Here is a 17,136-nt window from a genome sequence, read left to right on the forward strand (position 1 = left end):
TGTTGTCAGCTTGCGCTTGTATCCGGCATTCCGTTGCGACGGGCAAACTGCGAAAAGTGTGCCGCCAATTCCTCGGCACGCGCCTCGCACTCCTGCGGAGGATAGGACTGCAGGTCATAGCCAAGCACCTCGTGTAAAACGCCGGCAGCCATGTCGGTAAAGCGGACCGTTCCATCGTCCTCGACGCTTTCGATTCCGTCATAGCACTGGCATTGCCGGTTGATAGCGATCGCTTCGTCGAGACTGAGATTGGCCGGAAGATCGACCAACAGTCCGTCAGCTGACACTCTGACCGGATATCCGCCGACCAGGCCGAACGGGCCCGGAGCGTGGACGACCTCTCCCGACCGATGTGCAAGCGCCAGAAGCATGGCGGTCGCCGACGAGGCGGTGACCGACTGCCCCGCGAGACCTTTCACCCGGCGAAACCGTCCGGCAACCAGAGAAAAGAGCATGGTGTGATCGATCTCCTCGCAAGGCACCTCGCGTCCATTCGCATAAACGCTCAAGTGGTAGGGTGCGCCATCTGTTCCTCCGGTGCTCGGCATCCGATAGCTGAGATAATGATGCGCGAAGAACCTGATCTCGATCGATGCCGGGGGCAGCGCCAGCATGCAGGCGGCAGCAAGGCGGATGCCGGGAACTGCATTGGCGATATTGCCGATGCCAACGGCAGGCGCCAGCCCTTCGGCGGCCAATGACGCATTGACCACATCGGGGTAGGAGGCATTGACGACAACGGCGCTGGAATTGGCCAGTCGCACGGCTTTCATCAGTCTGCGGATGAGGACCTGGTGCATCGGCGTCCAGATACCGCCGCGCGCCTCATCAAGACGCTTGAACGCGTCTTGTGGGAGCTTGGTGATAACCCACCAGCTATGCAGGGTGGTGGCGTTAAAGACAATGTCAGGCTTGACCTTGGACAGGCATTCGGCTGTCGCCTCGACGTTCATGAGATCGACCGGAACGATGTCGACGGGCGGCGAGAAACCGAGGTTCATGGCTGTGTAACGTGCCAGATTGACACGATGAAGTGCCTTGCCGGTATCGCGGGCGCCAATGGCAATCTCGACATCTGCCCCGCTCTGCAGCAGGAAGTCGAGGACGTCCCCGCCAAGGACGCCTTGTCCGATAATCAAGATCTTCTTGCGATGCTCCGCGCGTGCCATCTGTCATCTCCTTTTGCTCGCATAACGGATATTAGATTGCTGTCGCATCTAATGATTGCATCATGGATCCGTTCGCGATAGATTGCAACCAAAAGAATATTGGAGTTATCAGAAACCCGCATAGGTAGTTTCTCATGCAGTCATATAGACCCGTGCTATCCGTCGACCTGACGGCGATCCAGACCAATTTCTCCACCGTCAGGTCGTTGGTGGGGCCGGGGGTGGGCGTCAGTGCCGTGGTCAAGAGCGACGCCTATGGGTTGGGACTTGAGCGCGTCATCGGGCCGCTGTGGGATGCCGGCTGCCGGAGTTTCTTCGTCGCGACGATAAAGGAGGCACTCCGCGTTCGCCGCCATCTGAGGCAGGCCGATATTGCCATTTTCGAAGGATTGCGGCAGGCCGGCTTGACGGTTTACCGGGAACGGCGCCTCACACCGATCTGCAATACAATCCAGGAGGTTGCGTCGGCCACGTTGGAGGCTATTCCCTATGCCATCAATCTGGAAACCGGCTTTGGCCGCCTTGGCCTGAGGTTTGACGAGCTTCGCTTGCTCATCCACTCAAGGCTGCAGGTGCCAAAGCTTGCGATGAGCCATCTTGCCTGCGCCGACGACGCAGCCAATGCGCGCAACCGACTGCAGAAGGACCGCTTTGTCGGCATGTGTGAGATGCTCGCGCCATCAACACCGCGCAGTCTCGTTGCCTCGGCGGGAGTTTTTCTTGGCGCCGACTATCATTTCGAGAGGGTGCGCATTGGCTCAGCCCTTTATGGGCTCAACAATACCGGCCTCGACCCCAACCCGTTCCAACCCGTCGTCAGGTTGAGAGCCCGCCTGATCGACATCCGGCAAATCGACTGCGGCGAACGCGTCGGCTATATGGGAACATTCCTCGCAGATCGAAAAACCTGTCTTGGTATCGTCGCGATCGGCTACCGGCATGGCCTCGCCTGGCAAGTCGCCAACCGCATGCATGCTTACGTCAGCGGGTGGTCTGTGCCGGTCGTTGGACGCGTATCGATGGAATATTGCACGATTGACCTGACCGACCTGCCGGCCAGGCTCGCCCGTGTCGGGTCCTGGGTGGATTTCATCAGCGCAACGGCACCGCCCGAAGACATGGCCCGCCAGGCAGCAACAGTGGCGCAGGAGATCCTGATCCGCACGGGCGCGTCATGTGCGCGTCGATACAGTGTCCAACCGACCGGACATTGTCCATGAGCGCGCAGCGGCAAGCCCGGTTTCATGTGCTGCTGTCTGCCGCCTTGTTCAGCACGGCAGGCCTGTTCATGGGGTTGATCGAAGCCGGCGTTTGGGCGGTCGTGTTCTGGCGCAGCCTCTTGCTCTTGCCTTTACCTCAGTCCTGATGCTGTTCGTCCCCGAGCCAGGCTCCATGACGCTCGATCGATCCGGTCTTGTTGCGGCCATCATGTCGGCGGCCGCGATGCTTTCGTTCATTGCGGCGCTCAGGCTAACCTCTGTCGCCAATGTCGGGGTCATTCATGGCGCCTTGCCATTGCTGACGTTGCTCTTCGCGCGGATGACGATCGGGGAGCGCATTTCCCTTTCCACCGCCGGTCTTTGCGGAGTGGCCGCGATTGGTACTGCCGTGATCTTTCTCGGTTCGGCATCATCCGGGTTGCGGCTTGCTGGAGATGGCCTTGCGCTTCTGATGACGACCCTCATGGCATTGATGACGATTGCTTTCAGGCAATCGCTTACGTCGAGCCTCCTCCTGGTGGCGCTTTCCAACGGCTTTGCCTCGCTTGCCGGCGCAATCCTTGCGCCATCACTTGAGGTTTCGGTCGGGCAGGGTGTTCTCCTTGCCTGCTTTGCCTTTCTGCAGATGACGCTCGGCCTCCTCTTCTATTCCATCGGGTCCCGTGGGCTCTCGCCTGGCGAAACAGCGCTGATCTCGCTTGCCGAAGTGCCGCTATCGGCTCTGTGGGTCTCGCTTGCCTTTGGTGAAATGCCGGCCGGCGAAACGATCGCGGGAGCGGGCATCATCCTGACAGCCGTTCTTGTCTATCTGGCCTTGCCGCAGCACGGCCGCAATCTGGAGGATTGGTCCGATGCAGACTGAACGGTCTCACGAGCTGGCGATAAAGGACATAGCCGCGTCCTTTCGAGGCGTCATCCTCGATATCTTTGGCGTCATCCATGACGGTGTTGAGCTTTACCAACCGGTACTGGAGGCGCTCGAAAAAATGCATGCCGCCGGCATGCGCATCTGCTTGCTGTCGAATTCGCCACGGCGCGCCGGCGCGGTCGCATCCCGCCTTTCCGCCATGGGTCTTCGGCCAGATCTCTACCACGGACTTATCACCTCGGGAGAGATGGCGCGTTCAGCACTTGCCAACCGCACCGCAATCCCGGCCGTTTGCGGCAGGCGCTATTGGCACGCCGGACCGCCAGATCTTGAAAGCCTTCTTGACGGGTTGCCGTTTAAACGGGTGGCAAAGAGCGGAAAATCCGATTTCATCCTGGCAACCGGCGACATTGAGGAGAGCCATGATTTGCTGCAGCAGGCGCAGGAGCAGGGCTTGCCGATGGTCTGCGCCAACCCGGACCTTGAGGTCCTGATTGCCGAGCGAAGGGTGCGCTGTGCCGGTTTTCTTGCCGAACGATACGAAGCAATCGGCGGCAAGGTGATCCGCTTCGGAAAGCCGGAACCGTCTGCCTATGTCAGCGCCCTCAGCGTTCTTGATCGGCCGGCAACGCAAGTGATCGCGATCGGCGACAGTCTCGCCACCGACATTTCCGGGGCCAACCGGGCAGGCATCCGCTCGGCGCTTGTGATGACAGGCATCCACCAGGCAGAAGCATGTGTGAACAACCTGCCTGATCATAAAGTGCTGACGGCTCTCTATGAGAAGCACAAAGCTGTGCCTGACTTCCTGCTTCAGCGGTTCTCTTGGACCTGAAACGCCGGGCTTTTAAGCGATCTACGCTGCCGCCTACATTGTCGTGGCGGGTTCGCGCAACGGGCCGCGGCATTCTGTCTCCATTCTTTGCCGTTTGCGCGCTTCTTGTGGCGCGCAGCCCGCAAACGCCTTGTAGGCCTTGGCAAAATGAGACGGGCTGACGAAACCAGCGATGGTCCTGTTTGGCCGCTTTTCGTCAGGTAGAGCCCGAATATCCGATGTTTCAAGGTGAAGCTCTAAAACGCTGTTTTCAGTGGACCTGGTTCGCTGCCCAACAGGGCAAAGGCTGCGGAATGTCGGGCGGTTCCACTCGCTTCTTCTTTACCGGCTTTTCGGCGCTCGATGACGGCATCGCGCCAGAAGGCTCTTGAATCGGGAAAAACCTGAAACCATCTCAAAAGCAGCCCACACCCGAAGAAGGGAGAACGAGAAATGACGCCGAGATATCACCGGCACGACGAGCCGCTGACATCAGAAGATCTGGCGAAATGCGACATTATTCTCGAAGAGTACTGCCGCGCCAATAATGTCACACTTCCCTCCGATGAAGCCGAGCGGGTCGCGGCAATCATCATCGAGCTGTATCAACAGGGGGTTCATGAACTCCATCATCTAAGGTCGTTGGTAGACGCTGCGCGAGGGATACTGACAATTGACGAGCCTGCAGCTCAAGACCGCGCAGAATGATCGCGTCATGAATGCCGGAGAGTGCAATGAGGGTTGCAAGGCCTTGTACGGCCAACATTTGCGCGGCACGTGCGCCGATGAAAACCAAGGCCATTTTCCCCATGGCGCCGGGTCGCTTGGCAGGAAAAGAGAAGCGTCGTATCCGACAACGTTCGTCCAGGCGATGGTCATTCATGGGGTGGATCCAAGCCGTTCGCGCCGGAAAGATAGCAACCGGGTCAATCCTGCGCTCGAAGCGGCTGCCTTGAGTTGAGCATGACGAGATCGGATCAAGGCCCTGCCGAACTGGATGGAACAAAGATCCGTGTCGATGTCTGATGGCCTGATGACAGTGCCAAAGTTCCGGCAATCGCAATCATGGCAATCAGAATGACAATAATGGGAAAGGCGGTGCCGGACGGCTTATCTTCATGGTAGATCATTGACTATCCTCAGATTGTCCCTCGCGGTCCCGGCGGCGTGGAAAGACGCCGCCGGGAAACGCCTGCTAGGCCTCGATGATGTAGACAATCGCCAGAGTATTGGGATCGACGATGACGATCCGGCCATCTGCGAGGAGGAAGAAGCGATAGCCTTCGTACGCCGGGACGATCTTCACGATGCGAGGCGGCAGCGGCTGAAGCCGAATCTTTTTCGGGATTTTAGTTCCGACGGAGACGGTGAAGTCTGTTTCCTTGATCGGCGCGACATGGACTTCCTTCACCACCTTGCGAAGCTCGGTTTGCTGCTCGACGGTGATGTTGACGTCGGACTTGGTGCTCGACGTCTGCTCGTTCGTCGTATTGTTCTTGACATTGGTTTCAGTGGTGTTGGTGGTCGACGAGTTTTGGTTCGACTGCTTTGTCGCATCACCGCTCTGCGTGGTGCTGCCAGAGGTCGTCGTGCCGCTACTGTCGGTTGTTCCTGCTTTGGTGGTGGGCTTTTGTTCTGTCGTGGTGCCGCCTGAGGCATCCTGCGATCCGGGCTTGGTCTCAGTCGAAGACTTGCCGGAGGCGCTTCCGCTCGTCGTCCCATTGTCATTCGAGGGCTGCTTGGCGCTCTTTTGCGTCTTGGACCCCTGATCGGATTTCTGCTTCAACTGGCCCTTGCCTTGCGGGCAGGCTCCCGACGCATCCGGGGTGCAGTCGCTGCCAGTGGTGCCAGACGACGACTGTGAACCGGATTGCATGTCCGACTGCGAGCCAGTTTGGGCCTGGCCGCTCTTTTGCGTGTTCTGCTGGGCGCTGGCTGGAAGGGTTGCCAGTGGCGACACAGTGAGCGACAGCGCTGCCAGGATCATCGTCAGATGATTGGTGTTCATGATCAATCTCCGAGGTTTGGGCACGTCACACCTCCCGCATTCTGGTGGGTGCATGCGTGCCCTCATGGTTGGAAAAGACGGCTTTAGCCGTTGGTTATTGGATGACCTGGATGACCTTCCGCGAGGAAGGTTCGACGATCACGCGCTCGTCGTTGACGATTGCGTATGCGTATTTCGGGTCATCGGGTACTGGCGTCACGACCACGGTCTCAGGCAGCGGCTGTCCGACGACAACCTTTTGCTTGACGACCACACGTTCGCTGGGGGCCGGAACCTGCTGTACGTAGGTCACCACCTGCTGCGGTGGCGGCTCCAGGAGACTGCCTGCCACACCGCCGACGATGCCACCGACGGCAGCACCGGCCGGGCCACCGACGACCGCACCTGTTGCGGCACCACCTGCCGCACCTGTTACCGTAGACGACTGGGCAAAGGCAGATGTCGATGCCAACAGGAGAACGGCTGCAATTCCTACTGCTTTGATATCCATTGGTTTTCCTCCTAGGCGCGGTTTGGTTCCGCTGGAAGGTCGAACCGCTGAATGAAGGAACTGTTCCAGAGCCGGGACTTCAGTCCGTCGCCATATCGGACCTTGGTCCGAAGCTCTCTATCGTTCAATCCTGCGTGGGGAATCGTCTAAGCATCCGGTCCTGGACGTTCTGAGGGCCGACGATCATCGCGGCAAGCGAGATGGCTTTTTCGCGGTCTGCGGCGTCTGTTATGAACCCTTCGAGCAGGACGACAGGGCCAAGCATCCTGACCGTGATGGCGCTGCTGTCGATATCGGGATCAGCCGACAGCGCTGCTTCGATTGTCGCAATCGTCGACGCCGAACTATGGCCTTGTGAACAGCACTCTTCATGGCTGTAGTTGTCAGAGCCGAATTTCATGCTTTCCTCCTGTTTCGCCCCTCCACGAAACCTCATGTATTTCACCTAAAGCTAATATGCGCAGCGAAGCTTAAACTCGCCAGTCAGACTTAGGTCCGACTTTTCGCCGTTGTCATCTGACTTAGATGCTTGCATTCTTGTCGAGAGGACATTGGGGAGATCCTGACCGTTTGCAACGCCTGCCAGGCCCCCCGATCAAGCGCGATGTTTGTCGATCGAGGTCGAGCGTATGAGCTTGGCTGCGGATCGGAACGCTTCTTGCAGGGTTAAAGGATTATTAGCCATGCAAAAGGTCAGTGTAATGGATTGGCACAGAAGCGAGGATTTCGCTCCACTGATGCTTGTCATGAGCGGTCAAGAAAAGCACAGGCTGGTCACATCACTGCGCGAAGTCGCCGAGGCGCTTATCATCGCCTGGCCGACAGACGACGGCGAGGAATACGTGGCTGCCGTGAAAACATGCCTGGATGCCATTCACGGTCATATCCCGGCCAAGGCGGCACGGGCCGCCCTTATTCGCGCTGCCGAAGAAGCCGGAATTCCCGTCATTGCCGTCGTTCGCTGACGAGATTGCTCTGGGCAGGTCCGATATCGGTCGGCTCGTCTTGATCACATCAAAGAGGACAGAGGAATTCTGCCGGGCCAATCTTGAAGCGTCTGAGCCTGTCGGCAATCCCGAGGCAGTCCGGAGCGTTGTCGCAGAACCCGGTCAAGACGATCAAATGAAGGCTCTGCCGCAGGTCAAATCTGCAGTCGCCTTGCATGCGGCTCCCTTCAAAGAATGCAAAGATGGCATTCGCGTCGTTCCTCTGGTCGCGCCCGCCGACATCAGCCCAAGCGTGCGCCTGATATCGCTAAGAGGACCAAAGGCCCGTAGCTGCCATCTTTTCTATACGACCAGACATCTGCTCGAAAGGACGCCGCCAATGGCGACGCCCCTTTGGTGACGCGCGCACAGACGAGGAGGATCAAGACTGAACTTTCGTCACCTTGGCCCCGGAACTAGTCAATCGTGGCTCTTAGCCATATGACGGCGGCGACTGCGCCGGCGTCAGGATTGCCGATTGCGCGCTCCCCGAGATAGCTCGCGCGTCCGAGTCTCGGATGCATGTCACTCGTCCGCCTCATTCCGTCTTCGGCGGCCTCCACGGCTTTGCGCCAAGCGGTGGTGAATCCTATCTTCGAACCGAGTTGATCGCTGAGCGTCCGGGCAGCCGGCTCCAATGCGTCGACCATGGTCCGATCCCCGGGACGCGCCCCACCAAGATCCATGATCGCCTGAACGGCATGCAAAAATGCGGCTGCAATGTCGGCGGCGGTCGGCTCGTCAATCCCCGACAAGTGCCGTGCGGCGCGCATAAGTGCAGTGGCGTAGAACGGCCCCGAACTTCCGGCGATCGCTTTCCTGACCCGTTCGCCAGCTTCCAGGAGCCCTTGGGCAACGCTTGAAAACGCAGCATCGGGCAGGGACAGCAAAGCGTCGGCGCCGCGACGCATGCTGGCCCCAAGATCGCCGTCGCCGGAGATGCTGTCCAGCCGCGCCAACTCGTCCTCTGCGTTGATAAGAGCCGTGGCGATGCATTCGAACAGGTGACGCAATCGCTGTCCCGATTGCGTAACAATGGCGGCCCGACCGTCACCAACGAGCATGGAATCTGAGGAGATGCTGACCGTCGCACCAACTTTGTTGACTCTGCCTCCCCCTGGCCAGGCGAGCGTTTCGACCGGGCGATCAAGGCGCACCAGGTCATCTTCGGTGACCGGAAAAACCGACAGCGAAAACCCAGGCATGTCGAGGGCGGAAAGGAACGTCCCGGCAAAGGCACGGACGACCGTCATGCCATCTTGCTCCAGCCGTGCCAGCGCGGCGCGCGCCAGGATGGCGAGCTCCAGGGGCGGCGTCGACCCAAGGCCATTAACGAGCAGCGCGACATCGTCTCCCCGCTTGATTTTTCCGTCGGCAATGATGGTGTCGATAACGAGATCGACCAATGTGTCGGCCGAAGCATGGGCCATCCGACGCACGCCCGGTTCACCGTGAATGCCGAGGCCGATTTCGATTTCATTCTCCGAAAGTGTGAAGCCCGGCCTGCCGACGGAGGGAAGCGTACAGGATCCAAGCGAAACGCCCATGGAGGAGATCCGCTCCGCAGCAGACCTGGCGATTGCTGCGACACGGCCAAGTGGAAGACCCTCGGCGGCGGCAGCACCGGCGAGCTTGTGGACCAGAACCGTCCCGGCGATACCACGGCGGCGTTCGGCCGGAACCGTGTCACGAAGCGCCGTATCGTCCGCCACGACGACAATCTCGACAGCTATCCCTTCAGCACGGGCCATCTCGGCGGCGAGCCCGAAGTTTAACCTGTCGCCCGTGTAGTTCTTGACAATGAGAAGAACGCCGGCCGGTCCGCCAACCGCCCGGATCGCGGCGAGAACGGCATCGGCGCTTGGCGAGGTGAACACGTCGCCTGCCACGGCCGCTGTCAGCATGCCGGGGCCCACATAGCCGGCATGTGCCGGCTCGTGGCCGCTGCCGCCACCGGAAATCAGCGCCACCTGGCGCGAAGAAGCTTCAGGCAGTCCCGCCTGAATGACGATGTTTTCCTCTCTCAGGAGTGCGGTGGCCGGTGACAGGGCAACGACGCCCTCCAGCATTTCCCTGACGACATCTTCTGGCCGGTTGATCAGTTTTTTCATCTTCGCTCCCATGACAATTCAAGGATAACAGACCGCACGGCTGTGCGGCAAACAGTGTTCCAGTCACCCCAAGGCCGCCGCTTCAACAGCAGGACCCTTGCTGCGGTCGCCATCAGACTGGGCCTGCGGCCGATGAAGGCGCTGCTCGAGAGTGCGGGCAAGGAGCGAGGCCGGCCAGGCGAGGCCAAAATAAAGCACGGCGGTCAGCGCGAAGACGGAGAGCGGCATGAAGCTCTCCGACATGATCTCGCGCGAGACCAGCGTCAGTTCCGGAACCGCGATGAGGGCGCAGATGGAACTGTCCTTCAGCAGGGCGACCAGGTTGATCATCAGGGGCGCAATCGTATGCCGGACCGCCTGCGGCAGAAGCACGAGTCGGAATGTCTGGAACGGTGTCATGCCGCCGGCCAGTGCCGCCTCGCGCTGGCCGGCGGGGATGGCGCCGAGACCGGCGCGGAACACTTCTGCGAGATAGGCGCCGTAGACGGCGGCAAGGCCGATTGTGCCGGCAGAAAGCGCCGACAAGGTGATGCCTGCGCCTGGCAAGGCGAAATAGAGGAGATAAAGGATCACCAGAACCGGCACGCCGCGCGCAAATGCGATATAAAGGCGCGCAATGAGCCTGAGCGCGGCATGGCGGCGACTGCGCAGATATTCGATCAGCAGCGCCAGCAAGGTGGCAAGGCAAAATCCGCCCGCCGTCAGCGCAAACGTCGATCGCAGGCCAACCAGCAGTCGCGGCATCCAGTCAGCAATATTGTCTGCAACGGTTTCGACGAACATCATCGGGTCTCCAGCCGGCGCTCGACCAGGGACGTGAACTGCGCAACGGCGCCAGTCAGAACCAGGTAGACGAGGGCGGCACTTCCATAAATGAGGGCTGTTTCAAAGGTCTCGTTGACGAGCTGGCGAGCGTTGAACATGATCTCCGGTGCAGCGATTGCGGCGACAAGGGACGTGTCCTTCACAAGAGCCACCGCGTAATTGCCAAGCGAGGGCAGCGCCAGTCTCAACCCCTGCGGAAACACGATCAGTCGGAAGGCGACTAAGGGCGTCAGCCCGATCGATGCGGCCGCCTCGTTCTGGCCGGCGGGAACGGATCGAAAGCCCGAGCGAAAGATGTCGAGGGTAATCGCACCGCCAATCAGGCCGAGCCCGACGATGGCCGCCAGCATCGACGGTAGCCGAATTCCAAGCGACGCAAGGCCGAAATAGAGAAGGAATAGAAACGTCAGGCTGGGCACATTGCGCAGCGCTTCGACATAGATGCGGATGCTCGTCTGGAGCATGCGGTTGTTGGTCAAGACGGCGGCGGTGGCGAGCGCCATGCCAATGGCGAGCGCAACGGCGAGGGCGCCTGCGGTGACCTGGATGGTGACCAGGGCTCCGGTCAACAATGCCTCAGCGATCGGTTCTAAAAGTGCGTCACGCATCAGTTCCCCCGAGCTTGAGGCTTGCGAGGAACTGCTTCAGGCGCGCTGACTGCGGCTGATCCAGCACCGCCTTTGCGGGGCCATCCTCGATGATTTGGCCGCCGTCCATGAAAATGATGCGATCGGCAACCTCGCGCGCAAAGGCAATCTCGTGCGTGACGAGAACCATCGCCCGGCCTTCGGCTGCCAACTCCTTGATGACGGTAAGCACTTCGCCGACGAGCTCGGGATCGAGCGCCGAGGTCGGTTCGTCGAACAACAGGACCTTTGGCTGCTGCGCCAAGGCGCGGGCGATCGCCACGCGCTGCTGCTGGCCACCGGAGAGCCGCTGCGGCATCTCCCCGGCCTTGTGCGCCAGATGAACCTTGCCGAGCAGTTCGCCTGCAAGCATTTCCGCATCGCCGCGGTTCATTCCCCTGACCTTGTGCGGCTGCAGTGCCACATTGGCGCGAACGGAAAGATGCGGCCAGAGATGGAAATGCTGGAAGACCATCCCGATTTCCGCGCGCTGCGGCGCCATCTCCCGATCGGTCATCGGCTGGCCGTTCGGCCTGCGGCCGATCAACTGCCCTTCGAGGCAGATCTCGCCTGCAGTCGGCGGCTCGAGATAGTTGATGGCTCTAAGACACGTCGATTTGCCCGAGCCGCTCGGACCGATCAGAGCGACGCGCTCGCCGCGGTCAAGCTTGAACGAGACATTCTTGAGGACTGTCAGGTGACCGAAGGTTTTGCCGAGATTGGCGACCTCCAGAAGAGTGTCGGCGGCCATGGCGCCCCTCCTGTGTTCGAGTTGTGGATGCGGCCGGTCGCCCGGCCGCCACTCTTGCTATTTGCCGCAGGAAGGCGGCGTCCAGTCGGGGGCGCGATCGGCACCGACGCGAAAGTTTTCCGCCGACGGCGTATAGTTCGCCTCGCTGATGTTGCCGTAGCGTTTGCCGATTGCCTTGACTTCACATGAGGTCCAGAGGGCACGAATTGCGGTGCTGAGATCAGCGGCAAGAGCGGCATTCTCCTTGGAAAGCCCAAAAACATACTGGCGGCCGAGACCGGTCAGCAGTGGAAAATCAGGGTTGTTGTCGGTAAAGGCCAGATTGACGAGGCCCCAGTCGGGGTTCTTCGACAGGGCGTAATCGATGACCGGTGGGTCGCCCACCAGCGCCTCGATGCGACCGGCCAGCAGATCGCGAAGGGCCGCGTCCGTGCTGTCGTAGAGCGAGAGCTCCAGACCAGGTACCCTTCGAAGCTCCGGCAGGAACGAGAAGCCCGTCATTGAGCCAACCTTGCGGTTTTCAAGATCCTTGAGTGTGTGCCATCCAGAGGCCTTCTTCGAGGTGATGCCGTTTTGAAAATATCCGGTCGGATCCGTCATCGAGAGCGTATCGGCACGCTGTTTTGTCCAGGCAACGTTGCCGCCGATAATGTCGACGCGGCCGGTCTGCACGGCAGCGATCGCACCCGACCACTCCATCGGCACCGGCTTGATCGCCAGGCCGAGCTTGTCGGCGGCGATCTGAAGGATGTCACCGTCATAGCCGGCAAGTTTGCCGTCGCGGGCCACCAGGCCCGGCATGTCACCGGTGATGGCGACCGAAAGCACATTCTGTTCGCTCAGATGGTAGGACGGATCGATGGCCGCAGCCGGACCCGATGCAAGCCCTGTTGCAAGCGCCAGAGCGCCGCCGAGAAATTGATGAAGCGGATGTCGCATGTCTGTTCCCTTTCGTTGATGTGTGTCTGTCAGGATTGGACCGCCGCCGCCGGAGCCCGAATGAACCGGGTCATGGCGAGGCCGGATATGGATGTCGGTGAATGGCCGTCGAGACTGAGCTCGGCGAGTACGGCGCCGACCGCTGGCCCGAGTTGGAACCCATGGCCGGAAAAGCCGAAGGCGTGAAAGAGGCCTTCGACCGTGGGACTTGGTCCGACGATCGGCAACCCGTCTGGCATCCGTCCCTCAATGCCCGTCCAGCTTCGCAAGAGCAGGACGTTCTTGAGCTGTGGCACCATGGCGACGGCAGCTGCGGCAGCCTCGATGGTGATTTCTGCAAGCGGCCGCGCGCGCAGGCGCTCTTGATCGGCAATGCCGAGGCCGGCGCCGAAGATGACGCTTCCATGGGCCGCCTGGCGGATGTAGATGCCGCCGCCACAGATACCGAGATTGGGTCCGATCAGGGGAGCGATTGGCTCGGTTACACACATATTCGGCGCCATCACTGTCTCATCGACATGGTCGCCGAACTGGGCGGCGATCGCCGCACCCCAGGCACCGGCCGTGTTGACCAGGCGACGGGCTGTGAGCACGGTGGGATCGTTGTCGAGCCGGATGGAAAATCCGCCCTTGCAAGGTTCGGCGCCGATCACCCGGGACCCCTCGCGGATGTCAGCTCCGAGCGCACGGGCAGCGCGCGCAAAGGCTGGTGCGACGAGCCGCGGATTGGCCTGACCGTCCTCGGCGCAAAAGGAGCCGCCCGCATAATGGCGCGAAAGATAGGGAAACCTGACCTTGAGATCGTCTGGACCGAGAACAACCGTTTGGATGCCGTGTGTACCAAGGAGCAAATGATGCGCAACCAGTTCGGCCATGTCGTCATCGTCGCGCGCAAGCTTCAGATGGCCGGTGGCGGTAAATTCGCAATCCGTTCCGATCAGGCCCTTCAGGCCGCCCCAGATCGTGCGGCTCCTGCGCGCAAGGGCAAGCTCGGCTGGATGACGCCCCTGTTGGCGGACACCTCCATAATTGACGCCGCTTGCCTGAGCGCCACATCGACCGCGCTCGACCAGCACCACGGAGGCACCCTTGAGCCGGGCATGGAGAGCCGTCGAACAGCCGGCCAGTCCGCCCCCAATGATTGCGATGTCGAAACTCCCGGTCATGGCTTGCCTCGCAAAAGGTCGGCAAGCGCCACCGGCTTGATAGGGGCCTGTCCGCGCAGGCGGCCAACGGTCTCGATGCTGACGCCAGCCGAGGCGGCAATGAGCTCGGCAGCGGACGTGCCGCAGACCCGTCCCTGGCAACGCCCCATGCCTACCCTGCAGAAGGCCTTGATGCGATTGATCTCGGACTCGCCTGAAGCCGCAACTGCGTGGCGGATCGTTCCCGCGGTCACGCCTTCGCAGCGGCAGACGAGCACCTCGTCCGGAAGCGCGGCAGCGACCTGATGCGGGAAAGCGAAGGCCTTATCCAGGGCCTTTCGAAAACGCGCGGTTTTTGCGACCATGCGCCGGTCACGGCCAATCTCGATCGGCCCGCCACGACCGGTGTCACCAAGCAGTGCTGCCGCGGCAATCCGTCCGCTGGCCTCGGCAATTTCGCTGCCGCGGATCGACAGCCCATCACCGGCAAGGTAGACGCTTGCCATCGAGGAGCGGCCGTCGCAATCGGCGCGGGGCAACCATTGCCGCTGAACAGGATCAAAGGCGAAGTCGAGCCCGAGCAGATCGGCGATCTGGGTCTCCGCCTTTAGCCCATGTCCCAATGCGAGGCCATCGCAGGTGGCAATCCGGACCCGGCCCCGCCAATGATAGGCGATACCTGTTACGTGATCATCGGTGTCGCGCAGGACCTCGAGCAATTGGACGCCTGTCAATAACGGAACGCCTCTCGTTCGAAGCGCGGCCATGTAGAACAGCCCTCTTGCAAAGGCGGTGCCGCCCGAGGCGAGCGCAGGCAGAAGCGTCGGATGGTGGAAGGGATTGCCGGTTTCGAGAACCGCAACAACCGTCGCGCCCGCCTTTGCATACTGGTAGGCGACGAGATAGAGGAGCGGGCCGGTGCCGGCAAAGACCACGCGCCGGGCAATCAAGGATGCTTCGGCCTTGAGCGCGATCTGTGCGCCTCCGAGGCTGTAGACACCCAAGGCGGTCCAGCCTTTCAGCGGCAGGATACGGTCCATGGCGCCGGTCGCAAGGATCAGATGGGACCAGGCCTGGATAAAGGGCCCGTCTGTTCCGAGCAGATGCAGCCTGCCTTCGCAAGCGTTCCAGACCTGGGTCTCGGATCGATAGTCGATCTTCGGTGCGAGGACAGCGAAGGTCTCGCGCAGTTCGACCGCCCTTTGTGCATCGAAGCCGTAGAGCCTGTCGTCGGATCTCATGAGTTCTGGCCGTGGCTGGCGGAAGATCTGTCCGCCCGGTTGGAGCGCCTCGTCGATGACGACCGGCCGTAATCCGGCCTGCGCGAGGGTGGCCGCAGCCGCAATGCCTGCTGGTCCGGCGCCGATAATGGCAACGGTCGTGTCCATCACACGGCCTCCGGCGCAGTCGTTAAGAGGTCCATGCCTGGTTCGACGCGGCTTGTGCAGCTTCGCAGACGCCGTCCATCTTTGCGCCATAGCCAACAATCCTGACAGGCGCCCATCAGACAGAAGCCGCCGCGCCTTTCGGAAAGAAACTCGAAGTTGCGCGCGTGGCCTGCTCCCATCCTGATCGCCGTAAGGACGGTCTCGCCCTGCCGTGCGGTATAGGATTGATCATCGACCGTGATCCTTATTGTCGCACCGCCTGCGTCCGCAAGCCTTTCAGGGCAAGTGCGCGCCTTATCCAGCATCTTCCAGTCCTCCACCCGCATTTGATGTTGACAGGCTAGATGTCCATATTATGGATGTCAATGCGAACATAAATCCATAAAGCGAAGTTCAACAGAGGGATGCTCGAAAGTTGGATACCACCAGAAAGAGTATAGTGACGCAGCCGGGCGACGAATGCGTCGCTACCATTCTGGCCGACTATTGCAACGGGATCAGGCAGGTGCCGATTGGCGCAAGCAGGCGCGCACGCCGGACACTTCTGGACACGCTTGGCGTTGCGGCGGCCGGATCGAGGACGCAAGCCGGCCGAGCGTCGCTGAAGGCGGCGGGAGAGATATGGGGGGAGGGCGCAGCGCCGGTCTGGTTCTCAAAACGGCGCCTGCCGGCGGTCGGATCGGCATTCGTCAACGCCACTTACGCGGCTGCGCTCGATCTCGACGACGGACACCGGCAGGCGTCAGGTCACCCTGCCGCCGCAATTGTTCCGGCGGTACTGGCCGTTGCGACGTGCTGCGGGGCGAGCGCCGACCGGCTTTTGAGCGCCATCGTCCTTGGCTACGAGATCGCTGTGCGCGTTTCGGCGGCGCGTGATATCAAGACCCTCCGCACGACGGACACCGGGCTCTGGTGCGGCCCGGGAGTGGCGGCAGCCTGCGGATGGCTGACGGGTCAGCCGACGGCGGTCATTGCACACGCCATCGCCATTGCCGGGCAAACCGCGACGTCTCAGGCGGCGACCGGCTGGACCAAGCTTGGCCATACTGTGAAGGAAGGCATCCCCTGGGCAACAGCGAACGGGCTTCAGGCGGTAGCGCTTGCGAGGGCGGGCCATCGCGGCCCACTCGACATGCTGGACGATCCCGCAATTTACGACCGGCAGCGTCTGTTGAGATCCTGGTCAAGGGCCTGGGCGATCGAGGAGGCCTATTTCAAACTCTACAGCTGTTGCCGTTGGGCACACGCAGCAATCGATGGGGCATCGATGCTGGCTGCGCGACTTGACGCGGATCCCGATGAAATTGAGGACTTGGTGATCGAAACCTTCGAGCGTGCACTGACGCTGCCGAACCAAATTGAACCGCAATCGGCCGAGGCTGCACAATACAGCATTCCCTTCTGCGTTGCCCTGGCACTGGTACACGGCCAACAGGCGCTGCTGCCGATGGACGATGGCCATCTTTGCGACATCCGGGTGACCGCACTTGCCGGGCGCATCCGGTTGCAAAGTGCAAGAGACTATGCTGCCTCGTTTCCGGCCGGTACGCCCGCACGCGTGACGATGAGGGCAAGAGGACGGAGTGAAACGATCGAAGTGCTCTATCCAAGGGGAGAACCGCAAAATCCGCTTTCGGCCGAGGAGTTGCAGGAAAAGTTCCTGACACTCTCGTCGGCTCTTGGCCGGGACCAGGCGTCAGACGTTTCGGCGGCGGTCGAGGGGCTCGGCATCCATCAAAATCCGGCTGCGCTATTCGAGGCCCTCAGCCGCTGCAGCTAGAGTTTACAACGCCGCC

19 protein-coding genes are annotated in these 17,136 nt (G+C 61.0%); 7 read left to right on the top strand and 12 right to left on the bottom strand.

Annotation, left to right across the window (positions count from 1 at the left end; genetic code table 11):
* Positions 1-5 precede the first annotated feature (5 nt).
* Positions 6-1,169 carry a hypothetical protein gene (locus ATY80_RS10895; protein WP_088692438.1) on the bottom strand — a complete coding sequence of 388 codons (1,164 nt, stop codon included), beginning with the start codon at positions 1,167-1,169 and terminating at the stop codon, positions 6-8.
* A gap of 134 nt (positions 1,170-1,303) precedes the next feature.
* Between ATY80_RS10895 and alr the strand changes: the two genes are divergently transcribed.
* The 5 genes from alr (at position 1,304) to ATY80_RS10920 (ending at position 5,032) form a co-directional block, all read left to right on the top strand.
* The gene (alr, locus tag ATY80_RS10900) at positions 1,304-2,389 is read left to right on the top strand and encodes an alanine racemase (RefSeq protein WP_088692439.1); all 1,086 of its coding nucleotides are present in this window, start codon (positions 1,304-1,306) and stop codon (positions 2,387-2,389) included.
* Positions 2,390-2,480: 91 nt separating this feature from the next.
* Positions 2,481-3,251 carry a DMT family transporter gene (locus ATY80_RS10905; protein ID WP_245306811.1) on the top strand — a complete coding sequence of 257 codons (771 nt, stop codon included), beginning with the start codon at positions 2,481-2,483 and terminating at the stop codon, positions 3,249-3,251.
* On the top strand, positions 3,241-4,092 hold the full coding sequence (locus tag ATY80_RS10910; RefSeq protein WP_088692440.1) for a TIGR01459 family HAD-type hydrolase: 852 nt from the start codon (positions 3,241-3,243) through the stop codon (positions 4,090-4,092). Before ATY80_RS10905 ends, ATY80_RS10910 begins: the two co-directional genes overlap by 11 nt.
* Positions 4,093-4,524: 432 nt before the next feature.
* Complete coding sequence (locus tag ATY80_RS10915; protein ID WP_088692441.1) at positions 4,525-4,779, top strand: hypothetical protein; 255 nt, start codon at positions 4,525-4,527, stop codon at positions 4,777-4,779.
* Complete coding sequence (locus ATY80_RS10920) at positions 4,745-5,032, top strand: hypothetical protein (RefSeq protein ID WP_141105552.1); 288 nt, start codon at positions 4,745-4,747, stop codon at positions 5,030-5,032. Before ATY80_RS10915 ends, ATY80_RS10920 begins: the two co-directional genes overlap by 35 nt.
* Positions 5,033-5,266: 234 nt before the next feature.
* Here ATY80_RS10920 and ATY80_RS10925 read toward each other — a convergent pair whose 3' ends face one another.
* The 3 genes from ATY80_RS10925 to ATY80_RS10935 all read right to left on the bottom strand — a co-directional run bounded on the left by ATY80_RS10925 (position 5,267) and on the right by ATY80_RS10935 (position 6,969).
* Positions 5,267-6,079 carry a DUF1236 domain-containing protein gene (locus ATY80_RS10925; protein ID WP_088692443.1) on the bottom strand — a complete coding sequence of 271 codons (813 nt, stop codon included), beginning with the start codon at positions 6,077-6,079 and terminating at the stop codon, positions 5,267-5,269.
* Between the two features lie 94 nt (positions 6,080-6,173).
* Entirely contained in the window at positions 6,174-6,569 is a 396-nt protein-coding gene (locus tag ATY80_RS10930) for a DUF1236 domain-containing protein (RefSeq protein ID WP_088692444.1), read from the bottom strand.
* 124 nt (positions 6,570-6,693) lie between these two features.
* Entirely contained in the window at positions 6,694-6,969 is a 276-nt protein-coding gene (locus ATY80_RS10935) for a BON domain-containing protein (protein WP_088692445.1), read from the bottom strand.
* Positions 6,970-7,252: 283 nt separating this feature from the next.
* On the opposite strand from ATY80_RS10935, the gene ATY80_RS10940 reads away from it, so the two are divergent.
* Positions 7,253-7,534, top strand: coding sequence for a DUF982 domain-containing protein (locus ATY80_RS10940; protein ID WP_088692446.1), 282 nt, complete (start codon positions 7,253-7,255; stop codon positions 7,532-7,534).
* Between the two features lie 437 nt (positions 7,535-7,971).
* On the opposite strand, the gene ATY80_RS10950 is transcribed toward ATY80_RS10940, so the two are convergent.
* The 8 genes from ATY80_RS10950 to ATY80_RS10985 form a co-directional block, all read right to left on the bottom strand.
* Positions 7,972-9,666, bottom strand: a complete 1,695-nt coding sequence (locus ATY80_RS10950) for a dihydroxyacetone kinase family protein (RefSeq protein WP_088692512.1) — start codon at positions 9,664-9,666, stop codon at positions 7,972-7,974.
* A 63-nt stretch (positions 9,667-9,729) separates the two neighbouring features.
* Positions 9,730-10,452 carry an amino acid ABC transporter permease gene (locus tag ATY80_RS10955; RefSeq protein ID WP_088692448.1) on the bottom strand — a complete coding sequence of 241 codons (723 nt, stop codon included), beginning with the start codon at positions 10,450-10,452 and terminating at the stop codon, positions 9,730-9,732.
* Positions 10,449-11,099 carry an amino acid ABC transporter permease gene (locus ATY80_RS10960; RefSeq protein ID WP_088692449.1) on the bottom strand — a complete coding sequence of 217 codons (651 nt, stop codon included), beginning with the start codon at positions 11,097-11,099 and terminating at the stop codon, positions 10,449-10,451. Before ATY80_RS10960 ends, ATY80_RS10955 begins: the two co-directional genes overlap by 4 nt.
* Positions 11,092-11,868 (bottom strand): amino acid ABC transporter ATP-binding protein, encoded by a 777-nt coding sequence (locus ATY80_RS10965; RefSeq protein ID WP_088692450.1) that lies wholly within the window; start codon positions 11,866-11,868, stop codon positions 11,092-11,094. Before ATY80_RS10965 ends, ATY80_RS10960 begins: the two co-directional genes overlap by 8 nt.
* 57 nt (positions 11,869-11,925) lie before the next feature.
* Positions 11,926-12,807 (bottom strand): transporter substrate-binding domain-containing protein, encoded by an 882-nt coding sequence (locus tag ATY80_RS10970; protein WP_088692451.1) that lies wholly within the window; start codon positions 12,805-12,807, stop codon positions 11,926-11,928.
* Positions 12,808-12,836: 29 nt separating this feature from the next.
* Positions 12,837-13,973: an FAD-binding oxidoreductase gene (locus ATY80_RS10975; RefSeq protein WP_088692452.1), complete on the bottom strand. Its 1,137-nt coding sequence runs from the start codon at positions 13,971-13,973 to the stop codon at positions 12,837-12,839.
* Entirely contained in the window at positions 13,970-15,340 is a 1,371-nt protein-coding gene (locus ATY80_RS10980) for an NAD(P)/FAD-dependent oxidoreductase (protein WP_088692453.1), read from the bottom strand. The genes ATY80_RS10975 and ATY80_RS10980 overlap by 4 nt, the downstream gene beginning before the upstream one ends.
* The gene (locus ATY80_RS10985; protein ID WP_348626632.1) at positions 15,340-15,666 is read right to left on the bottom strand and encodes a (2Fe-2S)-binding protein; all 327 of its coding nucleotides are present in this window, start codon (positions 15,664-15,666) and stop codon (positions 15,340-15,342) included. Before ATY80_RS10985 ends, ATY80_RS10980 begins: the two co-directional genes overlap by 1 nt.
* Positions 15,667-15,755: 89 nt before the next feature.
* Here ATY80_RS10985 and ATY80_RS10990 point away from each other — a divergent pair, with 89 nt between their 5' ends.
* Positions 15,756-17,120, top strand: coding sequence for an MmgE/PrpD family protein (locus ATY80_RS10990; protein ID WP_245306812.1), 1,365 nt, complete (start codon positions 15,756-15,758; stop codon positions 17,118-17,120).
* Positions 17,121-17,136 lie beyond the last annotated feature (16 nt).

This window comes from Rhizobium sp. R711 (genome assembly GCF_002211365.1).
Lineage (GTDB): Bacteria > Pseudomonadota > Alphaproteobacteria > Rhizobiales > Rhizobiaceae > Rhizobium.